The 22,681-nt window shown below is 36.9% G+C and carries 20 protein-coding genes; 7 read left to right on the top strand and 13 right to left on the bottom strand.

From position 1 onward, the window contains the following. Positions 1-23: 23 nt before the first annotated feature. The 10 genes from LC048_RS00100 to LC048_RS00055 form a co-directional block, all read right to left on the bottom strand. Positions 24-1,178 carry a glycosyltransferase family protein gene (locus LC048_RS00100; RefSeq protein ID WP_226604820.1) on the bottom strand — a complete coding sequence of 385 codons (1,155 nt, stop codon included), beginning with the start codon at positions 1,176-1,178 and terminating at the stop codon, positions 24-26. A 58-nt stretch (positions 1,179-1,236) separates the two neighbouring features. Continuing rightward, complete coding sequence (locus tag LC048_RS00095; RefSeq protein WP_226604823.1) at positions 1,237-2,307, bottom strand: glycosyltransferase family protein; 1,071 nt, start codon at positions 2,305-2,307, stop codon at positions 1,237-1,239. Positions 2,308-2,356: 49 nt separating this feature from the next. Continuing rightward, a complete protein-coding gene (locus tag LC048_RS00090) occupies positions 2,357-3,607 on the bottom strand; it encodes a glycosyltransferase family 4 protein (RefSeq protein ID WP_306049105.1) in 1,251 nt (416 codons plus the stop codon). Then, positions 3,589-4,332, bottom strand: coding sequence for a GNAT family N-acetyltransferase (locus tag LC048_RS00085; protein WP_226604838.1), 744 nt, complete (start codon positions 4,330-4,332; stop codon positions 3,589-3,591). Before LC048_RS00085 ends, LC048_RS00090 begins: the two co-directional genes overlap by 19 nt. Before the next feature lie 10 nt (positions 4,333-4,342). Then, entirely contained in the window at positions 4,343-4,951 is a 609-nt protein-coding gene (locus LC048_RS00080) for a sugar transferase (RefSeq protein WP_226604840.1), read from the bottom strand. 8 nt (positions 4,952-4,959) lie between these two features. Beyond that, a complete protein-coding gene (locus LC048_RS00075) occupies positions 4,960-6,183 on the bottom strand; it encodes a DegT/DnrJ/EryC1/StrS family aminotransferase (protein ID WP_226604843.1) in 1,224 nt (407 codons plus the stop codon). An 89-nt stretch (positions 6,184-6,272) separates the two neighbouring features. After that, positions 6,273-8,093, bottom strand: coding sequence for a polysaccharide biosynthesis protein (locus tag LC048_RS00070; protein WP_306049102.1), 1,821 nt, complete (start codon positions 8,091-8,093; stop codon positions 6,273-6,275). 363 nt (positions 8,094-8,456) lie between these two features. Beyond that, positions 8,457-9,221 carry a tyrosine-protein phosphatase gene (locus tag LC048_RS00065; protein ID WP_226604848.1) on the bottom strand — a complete coding sequence of 255 codons (765 nt, stop codon included), beginning with the start codon at positions 9,219-9,221 and terminating at the stop codon, positions 8,457-8,459. Positions 9,222-9,319: 98 nt separating this feature from the next. Then, complete coding sequence (locus tag LC048_RS00060) at positions 9,320-10,027, bottom strand: CpsD/CapB family tyrosine-protein kinase (protein ID WP_226604850.1); 708 nt, start codon at positions 10,025-10,027, stop codon at positions 9,320-9,322. Beyond that, positions 10,017-10,757, bottom strand: coding sequence for a YveK family protein (locus LC048_RS00055; protein WP_226604861.1), 741 nt, complete (start codon positions 10,755-10,757; stop codon positions 10,017-10,019). The genes LC048_RS00060 and LC048_RS00055 overlap by 11 nt, the downstream gene beginning before the upstream one ends. A gap of 267 nt (positions 10,758-11,024) precedes the next feature. Here LC048_RS00055 and LC048_RS00050 point away from each other — a divergent pair, with 267 nt between their 5' ends. Beyond that, on the top strand, positions 11,025-11,783 hold the full coding sequence (locus tag LC048_RS00050) for an SGNH/GDSL hydrolase family protein (protein WP_306049099.1): 759 nt from the start codon (positions 11,025-11,027) through the stop codon (positions 11,781-11,783). Positions 11,784-11,934: 151 nt separating this feature from the next. Then, positions 11,935-12,123, top strand: a complete 189-nt coding sequence (locus LC048_RS00045; RefSeq protein WP_226604866.1) for a hypothetical protein — start codon at positions 11,935-11,937, stop codon at positions 12,121-12,123. 46 nt (positions 12,124-12,169) lie between these two features. On the opposite strand, the gene LC048_RS00040 is transcribed toward LC048_RS00045, so the two are convergent. Continuing rightward, positions 12,170-12,322 carry a YwzD family small protein gene (locus LC048_RS00040; protein WP_226604869.1) on the bottom strand — a complete coding sequence of 51 codons (153 nt, stop codon included), beginning with the start codon at positions 12,320-12,322 and terminating at the stop codon, positions 12,170-12,172. A 384-nt stretch (positions 12,323-12,706) separates the two neighbouring features. Between LC048_RS00040 and LC048_RS00035 the strand changes: the two genes are divergently transcribed. Both LC048_RS00035 and LC048_RS00030 read left to right on the top strand, forming a co-directional pair. Then, positions 12,707-14,698, top strand: coding sequence for a cell wall-binding repeat-containing protein (locus LC048_RS00035; RefSeq protein WP_306049097.1), 1,992 nt, complete (start codon positions 12,707-12,709; stop codon positions 14,696-14,698). Between the two features lie 190 nt (positions 14,699-14,888). After that, complete coding sequence (locus LC048_RS00030) at positions 14,889-16,874, top strand: cell wall-binding repeat-containing protein (RefSeq protein WP_226604873.1); 1,986 nt, start codon at positions 14,889-14,891, stop codon at positions 16,872-16,874. A 121-nt stretch (positions 16,875-16,995) separates the two neighbouring features. On the opposite strand, the gene LC048_RS00025 is transcribed toward LC048_RS00030, so the two are convergent. Continuing rightward, positions 16,996-18,684 carry a cell wall-binding repeat-containing protein gene (locus LC048_RS00025; RefSeq protein WP_306049095.1) on the bottom strand — a complete coding sequence of 563 codons (1,689 nt, stop codon included), beginning with the start codon at positions 18,682-18,684 and terminating at the stop codon, positions 16,996-16,998. A 153-nt stretch (positions 18,685-18,837) separates the two neighbouring features. Beyond that, the gene (locus LC048_RS00020) at positions 18,838-20,664 is read right to left on the bottom strand and encodes a cell wall-binding repeat-containing protein (protein ID WP_306049093.1); all 1,827 of its coding nucleotides are present in this window, start codon (positions 20,662-20,664) and stop codon (positions 18,838-18,840) included. A gap of 203 nt (positions 20,665-20,867) precedes the next feature. Between LC048_RS00020 and LC048_RS00015 the strand changes: the two genes are divergently transcribed. The 3 genes from LC048_RS00015 to LC048_RS00005 all read left to right on the top strand — a co-directional run bounded on the left by LC048_RS00015 (position 20,868) and on the right by LC048_RS00005 (position 22,588). Beyond that, the gene (locus LC048_RS00015; protein ID WP_226604892.1) at positions 20,868-21,332 is read left to right on the top strand and encodes a hypothetical protein; all 465 of its coding nucleotides are present in this window, start codon (positions 20,868-20,870) and stop codon (positions 21,330-21,332) included. A 130-nt stretch (positions 21,333-21,462) separates the two neighbouring features. Beyond that, positions 21,463-21,591: a hypothetical protein gene (locus tag LC048_RS00010; RefSeq protein WP_264188508.1), complete on the top strand. Its 129-nt coding sequence runs from the start codon at positions 21,463-21,465 to the stop codon at positions 21,589-21,591. Positions 21,592-21,865: 274 nt separating this feature from the next. Continuing rightward, positions 21,866-22,588: a hypothetical protein gene (locus LC048_RS00005; RefSeq protein ID WP_226604895.1), complete on the top strand. Its 723-nt coding sequence runs from the start codon at positions 21,866-21,868 to the stop codon at positions 22,586-22,588. Positions 22,589-22,681 lie beyond the last annotated feature (93 nt).

Raw genomic sequence — 22,681 nt, 5'->3', positions numbered from 1 at the left:
AGGTAATCACTTAATAATTATTGTTAAAGCTCTAATACTCTTTTTGCAATTTCACTTGAATTAAAAGCTTCGCAAGGATGAAACTGAATTGGACCTTTGATTATCTCTTTAATTGTTCGCTGTATTTCTTCTTCATTATTATTACAAAAAATATACCTATTGTAAGGAAATAGATATTCCTTGATTATTTCTTTATTTTCACCGTCCAATATAATTAGAATCGGTTTATTTGTAGCAGCGTAATGATATATTTTCCCTGGTATTTGAGTTCCACTTTTGTTTAATACACATACTAGGAGATCGGCTTTTGATTCATATTCTGAAGCATCACCTCGCGGGAAAACAGCTATGTTTTCTTTTTCCGAAAACTCGCAATCCGTTTCTCCCATCAATATTAAATCAATATCATGTGTTAGACTATTACATGTATTATATAGAGGTTCTAAGTTTCTAGAAATTTTCATATATGCACCAAAATAACCTATAAGGAACTTATTTTTTTTCACTTCAGGATAAACTTTCTTATCTTTAAAAGGAATCGGTTCAAAAATCATCTTTTGCGCAAGTTTAGGAAACGCCTCTTTTTGAGCTTCATACGTCAGGGGAGATACATAGATAATATGATCGGCTTCATTTAATAATTTCTGTTCAATTTTACGTAAATAATATTGGGGATATATACTATTGTTTGTTATATCCATTGCCATTGGATCTCCCCAATATTGAATCCACTTTTTATATATTAATCCCTGTCTTATTAAATTCGCAGCAGCAATATGAGAAGTTTTTGGGTCGGAAGAAGATATTACTAAGTCATATTCCTTTTGGTTTAATTGACTTAATTTAATATTCTTCGCGATCTTTAATGTATAATCAAAAATCGAAAATTTATGGTATACTTTGCGAATTGCTGATATAGTAAAGTCCTTAAGAAAATTGGCCTTTTTATTTTTTATAGAAATGACAGAGTTATATAAATCATTTCCCTTTAATTTAATGATATTAAGATTCTCTAGGTGTCCACTATCCGTTACAACTTGTACATTTTTGCTAGCAGGAATCGTAACAAAGTCTACTTTACAACCATTAGATAATAACCCATTTACTAAGGCTAAATTTCTCATCATTGCAGAATTATTAGCTTCTATAGGAAATAAACAAATAAATAATACTTTCATTTTGTACCTTTCTACTTTTAGAATTTTTTTGACTTAAGAACCTTTATATCAAGAGTCTCTAACTAATAAAGAACTCTTTGATCTTATCCTTATAATTAATATTCTCCTTCTTTACTTCCTCAAGTAATAAATCGCATTGTTTTTCAAATACCTGAACATCATACTCCACAAAGTAATTGTAAATCTTTTCTTTGTATTCTTTATCATCAAAATCCAGGCTTATACCTATATTGTTTTCAACAATTAATTTACCAGAATAGGTATTAATATTTCCTAATAATGGCTTTCTATATAGCAAGCCATCATAATACTTATTTGCTAAGGCAAAATTATTAACAAATGACTGTGGGTAATTGTAACAAATAATATCTATTTCCTTCACTAAATCCTTTTTGTCCTTTTCTAAATATTCTCCGGTAAAATGAACATTATTTAAATCATTAGAGTAATCAACTAACTCTTTAAGATTTTCTCCCCCACCATGTATAACAAATTGGAAGCGATTGTCATTCCCGAAAATATCTATAAGTAATTTCATATAATCCGATTCTCTTAAACCACCTATATAACCAATGGTAACTTTGTTATTCTTACGAACTTTTTCTCTAGTTAGTGTTTCAAAACTTGAACAATTATGCGCCATTACATATTTACCATCGCTAGGTAGTATATTCAGGAAACCCTTGGAAGAAATGCTTGTAAATGCAGAATACTTCACTATTTTATTTAGGATCCATTTGAAGGGTTTAATATTTTCAAAACTAGCATCCCGATAATCAAAAATATATTTGTTCTTGTAATTTTTCAAAAGCTCTCTCAAAACTACTACACCTGACATTGTTGATAATAAAACTAATTTTTCATATTGTTTATCGCGAATAATTTTATTAACAAATTTGCCAAAACGGGAAAAATCAGAAATTTTAAAAATAGGATGTCTTAGCTCAATTGACTGAAATTCAAATACATGATGGTTTTTAGCATTTAACCCAGTTACTTCATGTTGGCTGTTAGTAGACCTATCCCATGAAATAATTTCATATTCAATTGAGAGTTCATCAAGAGAACTTGTATAATTTTTTAAATAAGGACAACGATTAATTGAACCAACATAGATAATTCCTATCATTTTATCTCCTTAACTGAACAAACTATTGGCAAACTGCCAGTTAGGCTTACTATTTTACATCTTCAATTAAATGATTATAGAAATTGGAGAATATCTTTTCTCTATCTCCATAATGTTTAATATATTCTATTCCTTTGGTGCCCATAGTTTCTAGTAACTCTGCATCTGAGCATAGTTCGTATATCATATGACTTGCCTCGTCATATTTGGTAAAATCGATATAACTACCCGATCCTACCTCTTCTATAATTTCTTGAAATTCTCCCCAAATACCTGAAATTATCGGTTTTCCTAGAGCCATATATTGAAATAACTTATTTGGCCTTACAAGCTTGAAACTTTCAATTTTCATCAAATTTGTTAAGCATATATCAGCATGAATTAGAAAATCTGGAACAAGCTTACCAGGAACTGGATCCTCGAAGTATACATTTCCTAAATCCAATTGTTTTGCCAAGTTGATTAAATTTGCCTTTTCTTCTCCATCTCCTATAAATACGAAGGAAACCTTTTTTGTTAACTTATTTTTGAAGTTCTTATTAAATGAACTAATTGTATTCAAAACCGAATAAAGATCATTGGCTTTTCCGTGAACTCCCAAATACATTATTTTAAAATCATCTTTCCATTCTTTACTCTCTATTAATGAATAATCCGGTGTTTTATTAAAATAATCTTTAGTGTTTACTCCTAGTGGAGAAATCCATAGAGGTTTTTTGTTTACTTTTTGTTTGACAAAATTGAGCATCCCTTTAGAAACAGCCGCTATGCCATCAGCCGACTTATAAAGATAATCAGCAGAGAAATTCATATATTTTATTGCTAGTTTGTTTCTCATACCCATATCTTCTAAAAATAACAGCCATAAGTCTTCTACGTCTGCAATTAATTTGATCCTTCTTAATTTTGCAGCTAAAACACTAAATATAGTTACAGGGGGAATCGTTATTACAATGTAATCAATATCCTTTGAGAACAATATCTTAACTGAAGATATTAGATCGAAAACGGTGATATTTAACTGCCTTAAGAAGGGGTTTTTTTTATATGGGGTACTTTTTATTCTAATAACAGAAAAATCATCAATTTGTTCTCTGGCTTGCAGATTAAACTTCCCTATGCTTTTATCCATCTTACCAATGTAGTGACTATAACCACATATCCAAAACTCTGAATTACAATTATATTTACCAGCAAAAAATTTAGCCATTTCATAGTTTTTCGATGGTCCTGGCATGTTAGGAGTTACCCCATAATGATTAATAACAATAATCCTCTTCATTAACTCTTTTCCTTCCATAGATGGTAAACCTGATGACACCCAATCTGTTGACAACCAACTTTATGATAAAAATTTATAGCCTCTAAATTCCTTATTTGCGTTCCAACCTGAATTACGTTTATTCCTCGTCGCTCTGCTTCAAATTCTACTGTACTAAATAAAGCTGTACCTATTCCTTTACTTTTATTTGTATTTGATACAGCTATAAGTTCTATGACACACTCATTTTGATTAAAAGAAAACAAAACAAATCCATTAAGATAATTGTTTTCACTTCTATACAATGCAAAGTACTTTTCAGGATTATTGAAAGAATTACTTATCCATTCATAGTAAACCTGTGAACCACCTCTTTTAGCTAACTTTTCATCTTCAATAAACTTTGAATACTCAAAATTAGCCATTTCTAGGATTCGCTCATCTCGTGGTAACGATTGATGAATCGTAACATTACCCGGTATATTTTTTGGTCCATTTACTTTTTTCTCGAATTGTATATTAGTATCCGCTAAAAAAGCTGACGTATTTAACCCTATTGTCTGCGCATTTTTAGGTTCAGAAAACAAGTTAACAATAGAAATAAACTGATAGTTTTTACATTTAGATAAGAGTTCATTCCATTCAGTTGTAGTAAGTTCTTTGTTTAATACTGCTTTACCACTTTTCACACCAAAGAATTCTGTATCCCACTTTAGAACATTAAAATCGAAAGCTTCTTTAATTTTAATATTATTTACTGTCATAAGAAAACTCCTATTTTTCTTCAGTTGTATGACTATTTATATATACATCTTCTTGTTTTAATACAGATTCAATTGTCTTAAATATAATTTTAAAATCTAAATAAAAAGATTGATTATCAATATAGTAAATATCATTCTGAATTCTTTCTTTCCAAGGTATCGTATTGCGAAAATACGCTTGGTTATATCCTGTTACACCTGGTCGAACCTCTAACTTTCTTTCCTCTGTTCCTTTATAAAACTCCTTATGTTCTGGCAAATCTGGTCTGGGTCCAATAAAACTCATATCGCCTTTTATAATATTTAGTAATTGTGGTGTCTCATCTATACTAGTTTTACGGATTAATCTTCCTATATTAGTCAAACGAGGGTCACTTTCAGCATTAAAAGTTGATCCATCTTCATTCCTAATATCAGGTGCATTCACTTTCATCGACCGAAACTTATACATCTTAAATATCTTTCCATCTTTGCCTAACCTTGGGGAGTTATAAAAGATTGGCCCTTTATCTTGAAGATAGATTAGCGGCGCTATACCACATAGTAAGATAAACCAAAATGGCAAGACTAAAAATGCAAAAAATAAATCAATTACTCTTTTAAAGATACTATTATACATACTTCACCCTACTTGTATACTTCTGTAATTATTTTTTTATAATTTTTAATGATATATTCTACATCCTCATCAACCAAGAGAGTATGCAATGGAAGTGTTATCTCATTTTTATACATATTATAGGCATTTGGATAATTAGAAATGTCGAAGCCTAAATTCTTATAAGCGGTAAACAAAGGCAAAGGCTTATAATGTACATTACTTGCTATACCCACCTTAGCCAATCTTTTAATGATTTCATTTCTTTCTGGTTCCTCTATTCCTGGTATTCTAGTAAAATAAAGGTGACCAGAAGAAGCATAATTATCACCAAAATGTGGTAAGCTCTCAATGCCTATAGGTAGTAAACCATTATCATATTTCTCTATAATCTCTTTTCGGCGGTTAACAAATGTATCATATCTTTTTAACTGCACTAACCCAATAGAGGACATAATATCAGTCATATTACACTTATACGCTGGATATACAATGTCGTATTCCCATGCACCTATTTGTGTCTTGGCTAATGCGTCCTTAGACTGACCGTGGAGACTGTACAACATATACTGTTTATAAATCCAGTCATCATCTAATCCTAAATCATTTCTCCAAACAACTGCCCCACCTTCAGCAGTAGTTAAATTTTTCACAGCGTGGAATGAAAAGCATGTAAAATCAGCTATTTGTCCGCATTTCTGCCCATTTCTACTAGCACCAAATGCATGTGCCGCATCTGCCATAATAATTACTCGGTTAAATGTCCATTGCAACGCATTATTAGCTTGAAAAAGCGACTTTTTGCTCTCTACTATCTCATGTATTTTATCGTAATCACAGATTTTACCTGCAATATCAACAGGAATAATTGCTTTAGTCTTCTCTGTAATAGCCTCTGACAACTTTGCATAATCCATTTCATATGAATTGTGAGCAGTGTCAACAAGTACTATTTTCGCTCCAACATGCTCAATAATAGAAGCCGATGCTGTGTAGGTATAAGCAGATGTTATTACCTCATCACCAGGGCCAATCCCTAATATTCTGAGAGTTAACTCCATTGCTGCAGTTGCTGAATTAAGGCAGACGGCTCTATTAACCCCAATGTATTCAGCTATTTTACTTTCAAATTCTTTTGTTTTAGGCCCTGTAGTTATCCAGCCAGATTTTAATGATTTTATAACTTCTTCTATTTCTTCTTGAGATATATCTGGAGGTGAAAATGAGATGCTTCTTTCTTGAGTTTTGGTCATTAAATCTTCCTCACCTTTACATTAGTAATTTATAAAACCTTCCTTTGAAAATATAAATAAAAAAATACAAGAAGTTACAATAAAAACTATTACTTTGCTAATAATAATCTCATATTCTTTTTACGATTAGCCAAATTAATGACATACTCTTTTAACTCTGGTGAAGTAAAGTTCTCAAACCGTTCCAGTAAATATGTGACTTCTTCTCCCTGATCCAAAACGGCCTTTCCTATAAAAATTTTTGGGAAAATAGGCTCTGGATGAATCTCTTTTTCATTCAACAACTCTTCAAACATCTTCTCCCCAGGTCTCAATCCTGAGTACTTGATTCCTATTTCTTCTATTGTATACCCTGACAATCTAATCAGATTTTTGGTCAGGTCTGTGATTCTCACAGGCTCGCCCATATCAAGAACAAATATCTCCCCGCCGCGGGCAAGTGACCCTGCCTGGATGACGAGTCGTGATGCTTCAGGGATTGTCATAAAGTATCTTGTCATATCAGGATGCGTAACCGTAACCGGACCACCAGCCTGGATTTGCTTTTTAAATAATGGGATGACACTTCCACGGCTGCCAAGTACATTCCCGAACCGTACGGCTACAAATTTCGTCTTGCTATGCTGATCTAATTGCTGAATAATCATCTCAGCTATTCGCTTCGTTGACCCCATTACGTTCGTTGGATTGACCGCTTTGTCTGTCGATACTAGTACAAACGTTTCAACATTAAAGGTGTCTGCTGCTTCAGCGACGTTTTTCGTTCCAAATACATTATTCTTTACTGCTTCTCTAGGGTTGTACTCCATCAATGGCACATGCTTATGAGCAGCAGCATGATAGACCACATTCGGTTGATGTTCTTCCATTACCTCGAACATTCGGTCGCGGTCCTGGACATCTCCAATCACGGGAATAATCTCGATCACTTTTCCATATTGATTTCTCAGTTCCATATCAATGGTATAGATACTGTTCTCTCCATGTCCTACAAGCACTAGCTTTTTAGGGTTAAAGCGGCAGATTTGGCGACAGATTTCTGAACCTATCGATCCACCAGCTCCCGTCACTAAAACTGTTTTACCAGTAACATATTCCGAGATCCCTTCAATATCTAACTTGATAGGTTCACGCCCAAGTAGGTCCTCTACTTCCACATCGCGGAACTGGCTGACGGATACCTTTCCAAGCATGACGTCTTCGATCTTCGGCATGATCTGTGTCTTAATATTTGTTTTCGCACATTCTTCAAAGATACGATTAAGTTCCTCTCTTTTTAAAGATGGAATAGCAATGACGATTTTATCAATTTTATATTTTTCTACAGTGACTACAATGTCCTGGGATGTTCCTGCTACTGGAACGCCCAAAATATGCAGCTTGTATTTCCGCAGGTCATCATCGATAAAAGCTATTGTTACCATCCCCAGCTCCGGGTTGTTCTTTAATTGCCTTGCCAGCAATGATCCAGCTTGTCCAGCACCGACTATTAATACTCGTTTCGTATCATGGTCAGGCTTGATATATCTGTCTCTATATATCCTCCATACAAAGCGTGAGCCGCCAATCATCAACAACAGAAGTGACCACACACTAAATAGTGCCCGTCCATATGTTGGCAGTCCAACTGCGAATTGAAACAAAGCCACTGTCAGGACCGCAAGAGTCACGGCCCGAAAAATGCTCACCAGTTCACCGATACTGGCATACTCCCATGCTTTATTATATAGCTGCATGAGTGAAGCGAATAAATGATAGCTGCTGACCAGGACAATCCCACTTAAAAAAAGATTCTCGTAGCTGAAGGTTTCAAGTGATGGATGAAGTGGTATGTAACTTAGGTAAATTGCTGATAACACAATCAACGAGTCAAGACCGGCTAAAGCTAGCAATCGTTTATGATAGCTCATCGTATTCCCCCTTTTCATAATTAACACTTTCCTTTGTTAAAGGCTGACTGGCAAAAATAAATATCTAATGGAAACCCATGTTCTTTTGACATGTACTTTCATTAGATATCTATTAAGAATTTATAACTTTTTTTATTCTAATGTTCCTGATTATTAGAGTCAGTTAACATTGAACATTCTTTATTAAGAAAAAATTAGGCATCTAACCCACCCTCACGCCACACCATTGACAACCGAAGTGTCTAAGGAGTATAGGTTTGTATCCCGTATCCCACAGCATAGCCGAGTGCCTCCATGGATAACGGGTAGGAGGCATCGCCGGTCAGTTCTTCTGACAAAGAATATGTTAATTCTGGATGTAAGTTAAAAGATTCCGAGGAACTTTTTCTTTTTAATTGGTTCTGGAGTGTCCTGATAGACATGATTACCTTGAACCAATAATTCAGCGTTTTCTTGAAAGAAGTAGACTAGGTCGATCCCGTATTTAGATTGAATGATATCCATTGCTTCTGCCATCTTGAAGCCTCTGCTTCCTACATTATGAGCATCTGAAGCAATAAAGTGAGTCAGATTGGCTTCTATTAATTGAAATGAGAAATTACGTATCTTCTTGCCAAAATGCCCGCTAACGCTTGAAGCTGTCACTTGTGTCAGGGCACCTTTTTTAACAAGGTTGTATAAAACCTCAGGTCGTTCAATGATTTCCTGGTTTCTTTCAGGATGGACAATAATCGGTGTGATTTCTTTCAACTGCAGGTCGAACAGCAGCGTTTCTGCGTATCTTGGTACATGGTTCGAAGGAAACTCGATAAATAAATATTGAGTATGGTTTAAGTTTAATATCTCGTTACTTTCTATCCCCTCTACCAATTCACCGTACAGCCTTACTTCCTGCCCAGGAAGAATCTTCAGGTTAATCCCTTCACTTGCCAATACCTGATTCACTTTATCAACTTTAGGAATAATCAACTCTTTTGGGTTATCATACTTGCTATTTTTATGGTGAGGAGTGGCGATGATTGTGTGAATGCCTTCATCGACAGCTGAACGCGCCATTTTTATAGTATCTTCCATGCTCTGGGAACCATCGTCAATCCCCGGCAAAATGTGACAATGTATGTCAATCATCGCTAATCTCCCTCCTTAAAATTGTAAATTTTCTATGACTTTTATAATGTTAGCATTCTATCATCATACCTACAAGGGGATGTTTTTGTCGAATCGTGTCAATTCGTCCCGTAGTAGTAATATTGTTCGTTTCCGTCCATTTTCTTATTGTTGAGTACTACACCAAGCAGTTTGCCCTTAGCCGCAGTTAATAGTTCTTTTGCCTTAATCGCCTGGTCTTGTTCTGTTTTTCCAGAACTTACAACTAGTATCGTACCATCACATTGGTTCGCAAGAACTTGAGCATCAGTAACAGCAAGGACTGGAGGAGTATCGAACAGGATCATAGAGAAATTTTTTGATGCGTCTTCAAGGAACTGCTTCATCGCACGTGATGACAACAGCTCAGATGGGTTTGGAGGAATTGGACCGCTTGAAAGCACCATAAGATTTGCAACATCCGTAAGTTTCACGGCATCCAGCAAAGGGGTCTGATTTGTCAAAACACTGGTCAATCCCACAGAATTTGTTTGATTAAATGTGTAATGAACAGTTGGCTTCCTCATATCGGCATCAACAATCAGCACTTGTTTCCCCTGTTGCGCAAAAGTTACGGCAAGGTTTGCAGCTGTTGTCGACTTCCCTTCCCCTGGACCTGTTGACGTTACCATAAGCGTAGTGATTTTATCATCAATTGAAGAAAAGTGGATATTTGTCCTGATTGTCCTATACTGTTCAGAAATAGGTGATTTCGGATCCAGCTTAGTAATCAGCTTTCTTTTATTGTCCATTAGCTTTTTCTTTGTCGTTTTTTTATTAAGCGCCATGCGACTCACCTCTTATCCTGCTCTTGCTTTCCTGGCGGCTGACTCTTTCCTTTGTGTCACTAATCGTTGCGATAACTCCAAGGACCGGCATTCCAAGAACTTTTTCCACATCTTGTTCGGTCTTTATCGTATTATCAAGGTATTCCATTAAGAAGGCTAAACCAACGCCCGCCATCAAACCTACTACTAATGCGATTGCAATATTAAGAAGCGGTTTTGGCTTGATTGGGGATTGATTTTCAACAATTGCTGCTTTTGCAAGAATACTAACATTATCTACTTTCATAAGATCGACGATTTCTCTTTGGAATACTTCCGCCGTTTTATTCGCAATATCCGCAGCCTTTTTAGCATCTGGATCTTGAACGGTAATATTGACAACTTGGGAATTTTGCTCACTTTGAACGTTGATTTTCCCTACTAGTTCACCCGAAGTCATATTTAAATCCAACTCTTTGCTTACCAATTCCAATATAGCTGGACTTTTAATAATGACGTTATACGTATTGATTAACTGCAGATTCGTCTGTACCTCGCCGACACTATACGCAGCCTGGTCACTTTTTGTCTGGTTTACTAATAGCTGTGTAGAAGCCTGATATATAGGTGTAAGGAAAAAGAAACTGATGATCCCGCTGATCAGTACTGCAATCAATGTAACTACTAAAATCAAATTCAACCTTTTCCTTAACGTCTGCATTAATTCCTTTAAGCTGATTGTCTCTTCCATTTGCTCCTCCATTAATTCATAATCAAAACATGAAGTATTATATCATAAATTGTTGTTTTTTTTTGACTTTCTTGTCATAATTTTAATGATATTGTAATTTTTCTGTGCCTACTACTTAATTTAACAGGATATGACAGTAGCGTGAAGATGTTTTTTATTATTGGATTTATTTTCAAATTTTATCATTTAGAAATGAGGTTAAATAAATATGTTTGGAGGTTACTATGAAATCATTTTTAACTACTATTTTTGCAATACTCTGTGGAGTTGTTTTGCTATGGGGGGAACTTCCACTGGAACGATAAAACAGCAGTCAAGGTTAACGGTGCCAGTGTAACGACGACTGCGGAGAAGCCTGCTAAAAAAATATCAGAACAAAACGACCTGGTAACAGAAGAGGAAAAAGATTTGCTTTCACTTACAAAGAATTGGCCTGAAGCTGCAGAGACTTTCAAACAGGCACAGCAAGAAGGGCGCGCTTATAAGGTGTTAATTGCCGGTTCATCCGCATTGGGAGACGATCCTGTCGGCTGGGCGCACCGGACTAAAGAAGGCTTGATTCAGGCGTTCGGGGAAGAAAATGTGGTTGTCGATATAATAGAATTTGAAATAACATCTTTACAGTTTGTTGAGGAAAACAATCAGGAAGAACTAGCAGCTGCAAAAGCTGACCTGATTCTTTTTGAACCATTTACATTAAATGATAATACGAATGGAGTCGGCACAGAAAATTCACTCATCAATATCCAGACTGTCTTAGATCATATAGAAGAAGCAGATGCCAATACAGTTGTCATTTTAAATCCTCCTAACCCTTTATATAATGCTAGATATTACCCACTTCAGGTTGATGCATTAAAGGAATATTCAGAGGAAAATGACATTCCTTACCTGAATCACTGGACAGCATGGCCTGCACTCGATTCACCAGATATGAATGACTACTTGATCAATGGTTCGCCAAATGATAAAGGTCATGAAGTCTGGGCTCAGTATATACTGGATTATTTGGTTGCCAAAAATTAAACTCTATTTAATCAGTGCTCTTCCATCCGGGAGGGCATTTTTTATTACGTATAAATTACAATTATAGTTTAACCCCCAAACAAACGATGGGTTAATTTCGTATGGGTTTAGGGAATATAATAATACCAATACTTCCAGGAGGTAAGCTGTCATGAAAAAGCTTATTTGGCGTTTAAAGTACCATTGGCATTCTTATCTGCATGGCTATAATAAAGCACTCATTAAAGAGTGCATTTGTTCCAACCTACGCAATAAACTTGCGGAGAGATTGGAATACCACGAAAAAATGGCGACGAAGCACCATCACCAGCTTCAAACATTCCAAACCAGTTTCTCATAAGAAAAAGGAGGCAGATTAGTCCGCCTCCGCCTCCGCCTCCTCGTTTTTATAAAGTGATAATATTCTTTAGGTCTATCTTTAACTCTTCCAGAATCTTTTCAACAGTCATTTCTTTGTCATTCAAACCCTTTTCATATGCATTCTTTAACACTAAGACAAAATTAATATTATTAGCCTCATCCACTTTCACGTCTTTCAATGAATATATCCTCCACGTTCGCTAAATTATGACATTATTCTATTAAACTCCAAGCCATTTGTAAATGCATTTCCAGTAACACTTTATTACATTTTAGTTAAATTAATTTTCATCTCATAGATTTTTAGAGGATGCGACTAAAACTTCGTCCTACTCACACCTTCCGTACAAGGAAGTTACCAATTTTCTTCTAACGCAATCTTATAATCTGGCTCTTTAAGTCTAAGTCTATAATCCCTATTTTTAATGCATCTTGATAAAAACAATATTAACACTTCCTTACTGATTCTAATATCCTATCTTTTAATAAAAAAATGTTTACATATATTAACTGATAAAAAGATTGTATATTTAATATAACTTTACTATTAGGAGGAAATTCAGTTGTTTAAAGCTCGTTATTTTGTAACTGCATTACTGCTTTCTATGGTCAGCTTAGTTCTTTTCGCATCACATTCTTACGCATCTCCTTATTATGAAAGGATTTCCGGTGCTGGTAGAATTGAAACTTCTGTCGAGATTTCAATGGCTGGTTGGGAAACAGCAGACAATGTTATCCTGGCACGCGCTGATAATCCGGCTGATGCTTTGTCGTCAGCTTCTCTTTCAGGTGTTGCTGATGCTCCAATTTTGTTGACATCCCCTAACTTCATTTCCGATGTTGTACTTGATGAAATCGATCGTTTAGGAGCCACAACTATTTACATTCTTGGCGGCAAGGGAGCAATCAGTCCAGTTATTGAGGAAGAACTGGATTCTTATGGTTTTAATGTTATTAGACTTGGAGGCAGCACACGTTTTGATACTGCTGCTTTAATTAATAAAGAAGCGGGAACTTCTTTGGGGACAAAAGCGATTGTCGTTAACGGCTATGCAGTTGCCGATGCTTTATCCGCTTCAAGTAATTCAGCTATCAATCAGATTCCGATTTATCTTTCAAAGACTGCTTCTCTGCCAGTGAATCTGCCGAGCAACATTAAAGAGGTGACTATTTACGGCGGGACAGGTGTAGTCGGTACTCAGGTTGAAGACCTACTAAGAAAACAAGGGAAGAAAGTGACGAGAATTGCTGGTGACGATCGCTACCTGACGAATATTGCAGCTGCTGATCCTACATTGGCAGACAACGTAATCATTGTTCGCGGAACAAGCACTAGCAAAACTTCAGAGCAGTACCCTGATGCAGTTGCCGGTGCCGGGCTGTCGCACAAGCTTGGAGCGAATATCATTCTTTCCCATCCTACTTCTGTTAAGCCAGATGTTCAGGAATATTTCATGAATAACCGTTATTTGGGGTATTTCATCCTTGGAGGTGAAGGTGCTGTTTCTTCTGAAACAGTTATGGATTTAACTTTCCATCCTGATGCAAAAGTTCTCAGAACATTTGACCATAATATCATTGCTTCAGTAATGGACCCAAACAGACCTGTATTGTATTCTTTAAGCGATGATGATAATAGCATTCGTTCCTACAACTTAACAACTGGTGAAGAAAAGGCAATCCCGTTGAATGCTGCACCAGAACAATTGTATGTAGAAAACAATAAAATTTATGTATCGATTGTTCACGGACCGCATGATTCCGATAATTTTGGTGAACAGTCTGGAGAAATTGCCATTATTAATGCCGAACAATTCAAGCTCGAAAAGACATTTGAAATCGCTTTAGATCCTTATGATCTGGTTGTTGATAAACATGGCTTCATCTATGTATCTAGCGGCTCAGCCCAGTGGACAGAAATCAAGAGTTATTCTTCAGTAACAGGAGAAGAAATTTCATCAAAAAGCATTAGACAGCAAAGCTTCCTGGAAATGAACCCTAACCAAACAAAAGTTTACGCGATCAACACCGATGTTTCTCCAAGAGATATTTCTGAATATTATATCTCCAATGGGATGATTACCGGATCAAAAGATTCACCTTACCATGGCGATTATGATTTAGGAAGCTTTAATGACTTCTCAGACATTAAAGCCTCACCAGATGGAAAATATCTTTTCAATAACTATAGCCATGTTTTTAAAGGGAACTTGGAGTACTCTGCCGAACTAGAAGTCCCTTATAACGATATTGCCTTTGATCTTGGACAAAATCGCTTCTATACAGGAATTGGCGGGTATGTTTTCCGACACACCTACTCTGATTTCCTTGTAGACAAGTATTACTTAGCGAATGGCGAAGTTCTTTACATGTACCAGAAGGATGGACAAATTTATTTATTATCTGTTGTCAACGTAGGACTTCTGGAAAAGTTTGCTCTTGAAAAGATTGACTTAGCAAAGGGAACTGATTTGATTAGCGAACAACAATCATTCCAGTCCCTTTCCCAGAATACTTTGCTTGATAACCTTAAAGAGAAAAGTAATTTGAAGTAAAACATAAAGACCCAAACTGCTTGTTATTCCTTTAACCAGTTTGGGTTTATTTTATTTCTATGTATAAGTAGTTATATTTCCTATATTTATCATCAAATATCCTATTTTTCTAAATTTTTATTTTTACATATATTTACTGATAAAAAGATTGTATATTTAAGAGGAAATTACTATTAGGGAGGAAACACCGTTGTTGAATGTCCGTAATTTTGCAACTGCCTCACTGCTTTCTTTCGCTGGCTTGGTATTCTTCGCTTCAAACTCTCATGCTTCTTCTTATTATGAGAGGATTTCAGGTACGAACAGGATTGAAACTTCAGTTGAGATTTCAAAGGCTGGCTGGGAAACAGCAGAAAACGTTATCCTGGCCCGTGCTGATAACCCGGCTGATGCGTTATCGTCTGCTTCTCTTTCAGGGGTAGCTGATGCTCCAATTCTACTGACATCCCCTAACTCAATTTCAGATGTTGTTCTTGAGGAGATTAACCGTTTAGGAGCTACCACTATTTATATTCTTGGCGGCAAGGGCGCAATTAGTCCACTTATTGAAAAAGAATTGGATGCTTTGGACTTTGATGTGACCAGACTTGGGGGCAGTACTCGGTTCGATACTGCAGCAATTATCAATAATGAAGCACAAACTTCCTGGGGTTCAAAAGCGATTGTCGTTAACGGTTATTCTGTTGCTGATGCTTTATCCGCCTCAAGCAATTCAGCTATTAACCAGATACCAATTTACCTTTCAAAAACAGCTTCTCTTCCGGTGAATTTGCCGAGCAATATTAAAGAGGTTATCATTTACGGAGGAAAAGGTGTGGTCGGTACCGAGGTGGAAAGCCTGCTTAAAAAACAAGGCAAGAAAGTGACAAGAATTGCTGGAGATGATCGTTATCAGACGAATATTGCCGCTGCTGATCCATCACTGTCTGAAAATGTAATCATTGTCCGTGGAACAAGCACGAGCAAGACATCGGAACAGTACCCTGATGCAGTTGCAGGTGCCGGACTTTCGCACAAGCTGGGAGCAAACATCATTCTTTCCCACCCGACTTCTGTTAAGCCGGCGGTTGAGGAATACTTTAAAAATAATCGTTATTTCGGCTACTTCATTCTTGGCGGTGAAGGTGCCGTTACTTCTGATACGGTAATAGATTTGACCTTCCATCCAGATTCGGAAGTCTTAAAAACATTTGACCATAACATCATTGCCTCCGCAATGGACCCAAATAGGCCAATATTGTATTCGTTAAGTGATGATGATTACATACGTTCATATAACTTAACATCTGGTGAAGAGAAGTCCATAAAACTAAATGCTTCACCTGAACAATTATATGTAGAAAACGATAAAATTTTTGTTTCGATTGCACATGGGGAACACGACCCTAATCATACCGGTCCGCAGTCTGGAACTATCGCCATTATTGATGCTGGAGAATTCAGGCTCGAGAAGACATTTGAGATAGACATCGACCCATTCGACTTGGTTGTCGACAAATCTGGGTTCATCTATGTATCCGGCGGTTCTGGAAATTGGACTGAGATAAAGAGTTATTCTGCAGTCACCGGGCAAGAAGTATCATCGATTGATGTCTATCAAGAAAACTATTTAGAGTTGAACCCAAATCAATCAAAAATTTACGGAATCAATGCCGATAATGGTCCAAGAAGCATTATAGAATTTTATCTTTCTGACGGGCACCTTGAATATAGAGGCTTCCCTGATCTCGGAGACTATGATATCGGAAGCTATGAATACATGTCAGAAATTAAAGCATCTCCTGACGGAAAGTATCTGTTTATCAGTTATGGTCATGTGTTTAAAGAGGATCTTGGATATGGAGCTGAATTAGAGGTGCAATACAATGACGTTGCCTTCGATCTTGGACAAAATCGTTTTTACACTGGAATTGGCGGGTATATATTCAATCATGATTACAGTGATTTCTTAATCGACAAGTATTATTTAATTAATGGAGATGCCTTTTGGTTGTATCAGCAAAAAGGACAAATTTATGCTCTTTCATTAATAAGCTCTGTAGGATTTGAGAATTTCGCACTTGAAAAGATTGATTTGTCCAAAGGGACTGATTGGATTACCCAAGACCAATCGTTTCTCTCAACTTCAAATAATACTATGCTTGATCACCTAAAAAAGAATAGCAACCAGAAGTAATTCATCTGATCCCAAACTGTCTTAAATTCTTTAACCACTTTGGATTTCTTTCTATAGTATAAGAAAACAGGAACCAAACGTGGCTCCTGTTTTCTGTATAGGTGTATTTAACATCGGGCTATTAACGGATAAAGCCGCCTAATTGTTGTTCCACCGTCGGAGAAACAGCTCCTGTTCCTCCAAAGATATACATATGGTCTATCTCCGCTTTATGCTGGGTGAGGAAACGGCTTACCTGTTCGTGAAGACCATTTGCCGGAGTCAGGATGACTGGTGAGTAAAAATAGTTCGCCAGCGGCGCACCTGACAATGCATCAGGGAATAAATCACCTCTTGCGAATGTCAGACTGCTTGCATCCATTCCGTAGTTTTCCATACTGTATTTAGCGACGTTGACAGAAACCTCATAACGGTTTTGGCCGCCAATCCTTTCAAAGCTGGCTCCTGGCCGAAGCTGCTTGATTCTTGTTGCAACTGAATCGCTCACAGCAGCTGGTCCGCCTACTACGATAAAATTTTTAATCTGAGGATTGTTTTTAATGAACGTCTCCATTGCAGCCGGCAGGCTTTTTGGTCTTACAAGCAGAATCGGCATTCCTGCCGGCCCTGCAAGTGTGGAAGCTGAAAGAGCATCAGGAAAGGCTTCCCCGCTGGCAATCAGCGCCGTATCTGACTCCCAATAATCAACCACTCTCTGGGCAATGCTCGCCGAGACTACATAGCGGTCTTTTCCTGCTATTCGATCAACCTCAATTCCCATGTCTTCCAGTTGGCTTTCGACTGCTGTCGACACAGATCCCGTTCCACCAAGTATGATGGCCCGTTCAGGCTGAATATTTTCCAGTTCAGTGATTACTGACGGCGGCAATGAATTAGGTTTGGTCAATAAAACCGGGGCATCCTCCGCATATGCCAGCGGTCCGCCTGATACTGCATCAGGATAAAGGTCACCACGGGTAATAATCACTGTACTGCTTCCAAAGCCCCAGTACCTTAATGTTCGGCTAATATTACTGGAAACCTGATAGCGATCCCAACCAATTATTCGTGAAACTCCGGGAAGCGTTATCGAATATAAAGCTGTAACAGAATTCCCCCCAAGCTTCATAGCATTGAACATAATTGTGTTGAATCCCTGACCGAGCACTAAATGATCATAAGTAAAAGCACCTGGTGCATTTAAATCTACTTCCTGTTCTTCATTTAAAGTTACTGAGAGCCTGATTGCATCGGAATTACCTGCTACAGAGATAGACGGAGAAGAATTTTTTGCAAGACGGATCTCTTCTGATGCCGGCTTTGTAATGTTCAGGTTTGGTAAAACTGTATCAGGCTGAGTACTGAATGGTCCACTTAATTTATATTCATAAGGGGCTTGTTCATCACTATATCCCATTACGACCAGGTAATAGGTCCCTTCGGGTAGATCATAAGTATAATTTTCATCAACTGGTTCCATTATTTCTTCAGAATTCATTTCATAGATAAAATAATCTACATCATAATTATCTACATGCATGGATTCAACAGTAAAAATACCGCCGCCTGTTGTAAAATGATATTCATGAATTCGATTGTAGTTAATCTGCTGTTTGTAAACTGCTTCAGTCGCAACAGCTTGCGTTGATGTGAACTGATTTTGATAATAAATCAACTCAGAAGATCGCTGTTCAAGTTGATTTACTATCAACTCTTTCCTCAAATCTTCTTTGTTGGTGATGTCCTCTTCTGCAAAAACAGAATTGGTGAATGGCGAAACAATCAGACTGATTGTAGCAACAACGGAAACAAATTTTGTGAACCCTTTCAAAAGATACTCCCCTTTTTTAGGTAAATTTAACAAATTAATATTATGTGATTTTTGTATAGTTGTAACCGGTCTAAAGACCTATTAAAAGGCGAGATAAATTTCCATTTTATACTAAAAAGAGACAGCGAGTCCATTGCTCGCTGTCTTTCCTTCTTATTTATATAGTTTGTCGAAAACAAGGGGGCCAATAACGTTTTCGACACCTGTTACATCGGAGCCGCCAAGGAAATTGAAGTATTTCAGTCCCTGTCCTTTGATCGTATCTTGAATGACTGGAGGGGTGCTGCTCGGATATGTCAGCAGCAGCGGTGCATTATTTTTAGCTGCTAAAACCGCGCCAGTCAATGCATCGGCAAATTTTCCTGCTGATGCTGTTGCAATATAGGCCTGTTCCTTTCCTAGTGGAAGACCATTGACAATCAAGGAGTTCGTTTCAAACCGATCTTTACCCCCAAAGCGCTTGGGGTCGTTTAACTTATCAAAAATAATTTTGCTAACTACTCCTTCGCTTCCTGCTACAATAGTATGCTTATATTTCTTCAATTCTAACTCAATTTCCGGTGTTAGCGCTGACTTCCTTGTAATGAAAATCGGGAAGTTGTTGCGTGCTGCATAAGCAGCAATTGAAAGTGCATCAGGGAAATCATGACTGTTAGCCAAAACGGCTGTATCCCCTTTGACAGGCAGAGCATTGGCAATTTTAATTGCGGTTTCGAATCGATCTTTACCGCCATAGCGGACTACTGTTAGTCCTTTAGATTCTAATGCTTCTTCAACTCGTGTTGTGATTGCGCCGGGACTGCCAAGCAAGACAACCTTTTTTGCTTTTAATCGATCAATCTCCATTTCTGTAGAAGGATGAAGGAAATTTGGGTGTGTCAATAACAATGGAGCATTCAATTGATGCGCTAACGGTGTGCCAGCCAAAGCATCCGGGAAGTCAGTCCCCTTTGCGAGCACGACCGTGTCAGCTCCATTCTTCCAGCCTTCTTTTGAAATGGCTGCTGCCGTTTCATATCGGGTCGGACCTGAAAGTCTTTGGTCAAGGTGTTTTAATTCCATCGCTGCCGTATAACCTGTCTTTCCATCAAGTGAACTGACATTGTACCAGGGATACTGTTTATAAAGCATGTTAAGTCCGCTTTTATGGACATTGGAATTATCATAAACAAAGTTTCCTAGAACCGTTACGGCTTCACTTGTTCCAGCAGTCACTTTTTTAGCCACTGTCGTTTCTGTTGATGGGCCCGTCCTTAGGTTCGCACCTTTTGCTGTAAGTAAAATATCGTTCGCTTCGAAGAAATACTTGCTTTTGTGCAAAAGATTTTCTTGAATTGGATATACCGGCTTGTTGAACTTCAGTATTGGAGAATTATCCATATAAGTGAAATCGGATACTTTAAAGTTGAAAACCGAGCTTGTAATATTCATACCCGGATTAAATCTGTTTATCTCCGCCAAAGCCTCTTCTTGGTAGGCAGATGTATTAACTTCTCCAGTCGCTCTAATAAGAGGACTGTTGACCTGGACCTGGCCGTTATAGGCAAGAACCGCAAAATACCAGCTTTCAAGGACATGGCGGTCATTATTGTTCACTACCGGCAAAATGCCGCTTTCGAATTTGGCGTTAAGTATTTTAACCCCTTCATCTATATTGTACGTAATACTAGTCTTCAATTTTTCCAGATCCGGGCGGGTATTATCAGTAATCTGCATAAGACCGATTCCACCATCATCAGAAATGACTGTTTCCCCGTTTTCATCAAACTGCTCCCATTTGCCGTTTTCGCTGATTGCTACAGCTTTGACGATTTCAGGTGGAATATCGTATTTAAGAGCTGCCTCTGTTAAAAGTCTATTAATTACTTCTACCGGCGGATTCACGTTCATCTCTGTCTGATTCAACCCCTCTGCCAGTGCAGCTTGCAATGGTACCATAAGTAAAAGGACTGCCATTACCATTGATGCTAACTTTTTCAATTCTCCATTCCCCTCTCATTCTATTACTCTTGTTAAATGGTAACATTCTTCCATTCAAGTTTCTACAAATATTGACTTAAATTAGAAATTTGAGGAATTAGGAATTTATCATTCTATTCTTCGAAAAGCACCGATTTTTGTATATCCTCCTATAACTTCACATACTATTGAATAAGCCATTCCATCAGTAAGGAGGCCTGCTAATGCGTAAAAAAAGAAACCATCCAGGTATACTTCTTTTAGTGTTCTTTATTGCTGGTACCTTCATTTTCATGCTTGCCCAATTCTTGTTCAGTTCACCATCCAGCGAGGCAAAGTCTGTTGTTGACCAATTTTATACTTTCGAGCAGGATGCCAACTTTTCAGCTTCGTGGAATTTATTTCATCCAAATATGAAGGAAAAGTTTCCGAAAGCTGCTTACATACAAGACCGGACGCATGTTTTTATGGGACATTTCGGTGCTGAGACATTTTCTTATGAAATTAACGAAGCTGAACACCTGGAGGAATGGAGAGCCGCCAAAGGAGAAAAGACATTTAAAACAGCTTATAAATTTGAAGTCACACAAATGTACACAGGAAAATATGGGAAGTTCAGCTTTATACAAGAGGTATATGTCGTTGAACAGAAAAAAGAGTGGGTTATTCTGTGGAACTTTAATCACTGAGAAATTAAATAATATCCGATAGTTCTAAGTTACTCGTTCTTTGTCGTGTTTAATCGAGAACATTTCATTTTAATTCGTTCTTTATTTAGGTGCAACGAATTTAATAATTCAAACATAGGAGGGTTTAAAAATGCCATTAGTACAGATGAAAGAAGTTTTTACCCCTATAAAGTTCGTAGGAGTTAAATTTTACAAAAGCAAAGAAGGACATACATTCATTAAAGTTGGCAGTAGACCACGAAAAAGTGTCTTCGGCTGATCAAAGACTGTTGCAATTAAAATCAAGACATAGCGAAAATTTATCAGCTTGTTGCCAATGGTAACTGGCTTTTTATTTTTATCGATGAAGTAGAATTGTTATTAGGTAGATGGAGGAAGACACAATTATTGATACTTATAAGCAGACCAAATCCCATATGATTTGGTCTCTTCTTATTCCCTATCGATTAATAGATTATTACCATTAAAATTGTAATTTTATGTTAAAATGTATTGAGTCCAGCTAGAAAATTCTCCAGCGAAGGAGCCTTCAGATGAGGAAAACCCTTTTAATTTTAGGTGTTATTTTATTTTTCATTTCTCTTCCTTCTTCCTTCCCACTGATTATAGAAAAGGTTTATGATCACGAAATGAGTAAGAAGTATAAAATAACAGAAATAAACGAGATGTATAAAGGTGCACCTACAGCATACAGGTTTGCAAATAGTTATATTAATATTTATAATTTATCGAAAAATTATGAACGGTACCGTGATCCTTGGGACAACCTAATTGATATATCTGATATAGATATAGCTATAAATGGTGAAACTGAAGAGATCCTTGAGGAATATCCCGTAAGGCTAGGCGAAGAAGGGTTAAATCAATACAATCATTATTTATCTTATTGGTTAGTGGAAGAGAAACAAAGTGGGAAGACCTCATTTGTAATAGTTATGCAAATGAATGGAGTTCATGAGAAAGCACTTCCTAATGGAGACATCGAGGGATTCGTCCCTCAAGAGGAGCTAAAGTACTCCACAATAACTATTCAAGAAGACGGAACTATTAGTAGAGACGAATTTTCATATGAAAATAAAAATAAATTACAAACAAAACTTATTCCGCCTATGCATTTCGGTGGTGCAGGATATTTTACGGATGCATGGTTCGCTTATCCGTCTATTATATATCCACTCATTTATCCGTTTTTCACAATGATTTTAGGCCTGATTTTTATATTAATAGGCTTTCCTTTCAAAATGTTTTACTACTAAAAAGAGCAGTTACTAGAAGTGACCTCTCTTCCAAAAATACTACGTTACTAGTTTGATATATTTTCTTCATTGAAATAGGCAATGCTACTATAA

The sequence above is a fragment of the Mesobacillus subterraneus genome (assembly GCF_020524355.2).
Taxonomy (GTDB): Bacteria; Bacillota; Bacilli; order Bacillales; family Cytobacillaceae; genus Mesobacillus; species Mesobacillus subterraneus_C.
Note: the sequence above shows the minus strand (reverse complement) of the source record. Positions and strands in the feature narration are given on the sequence as shown.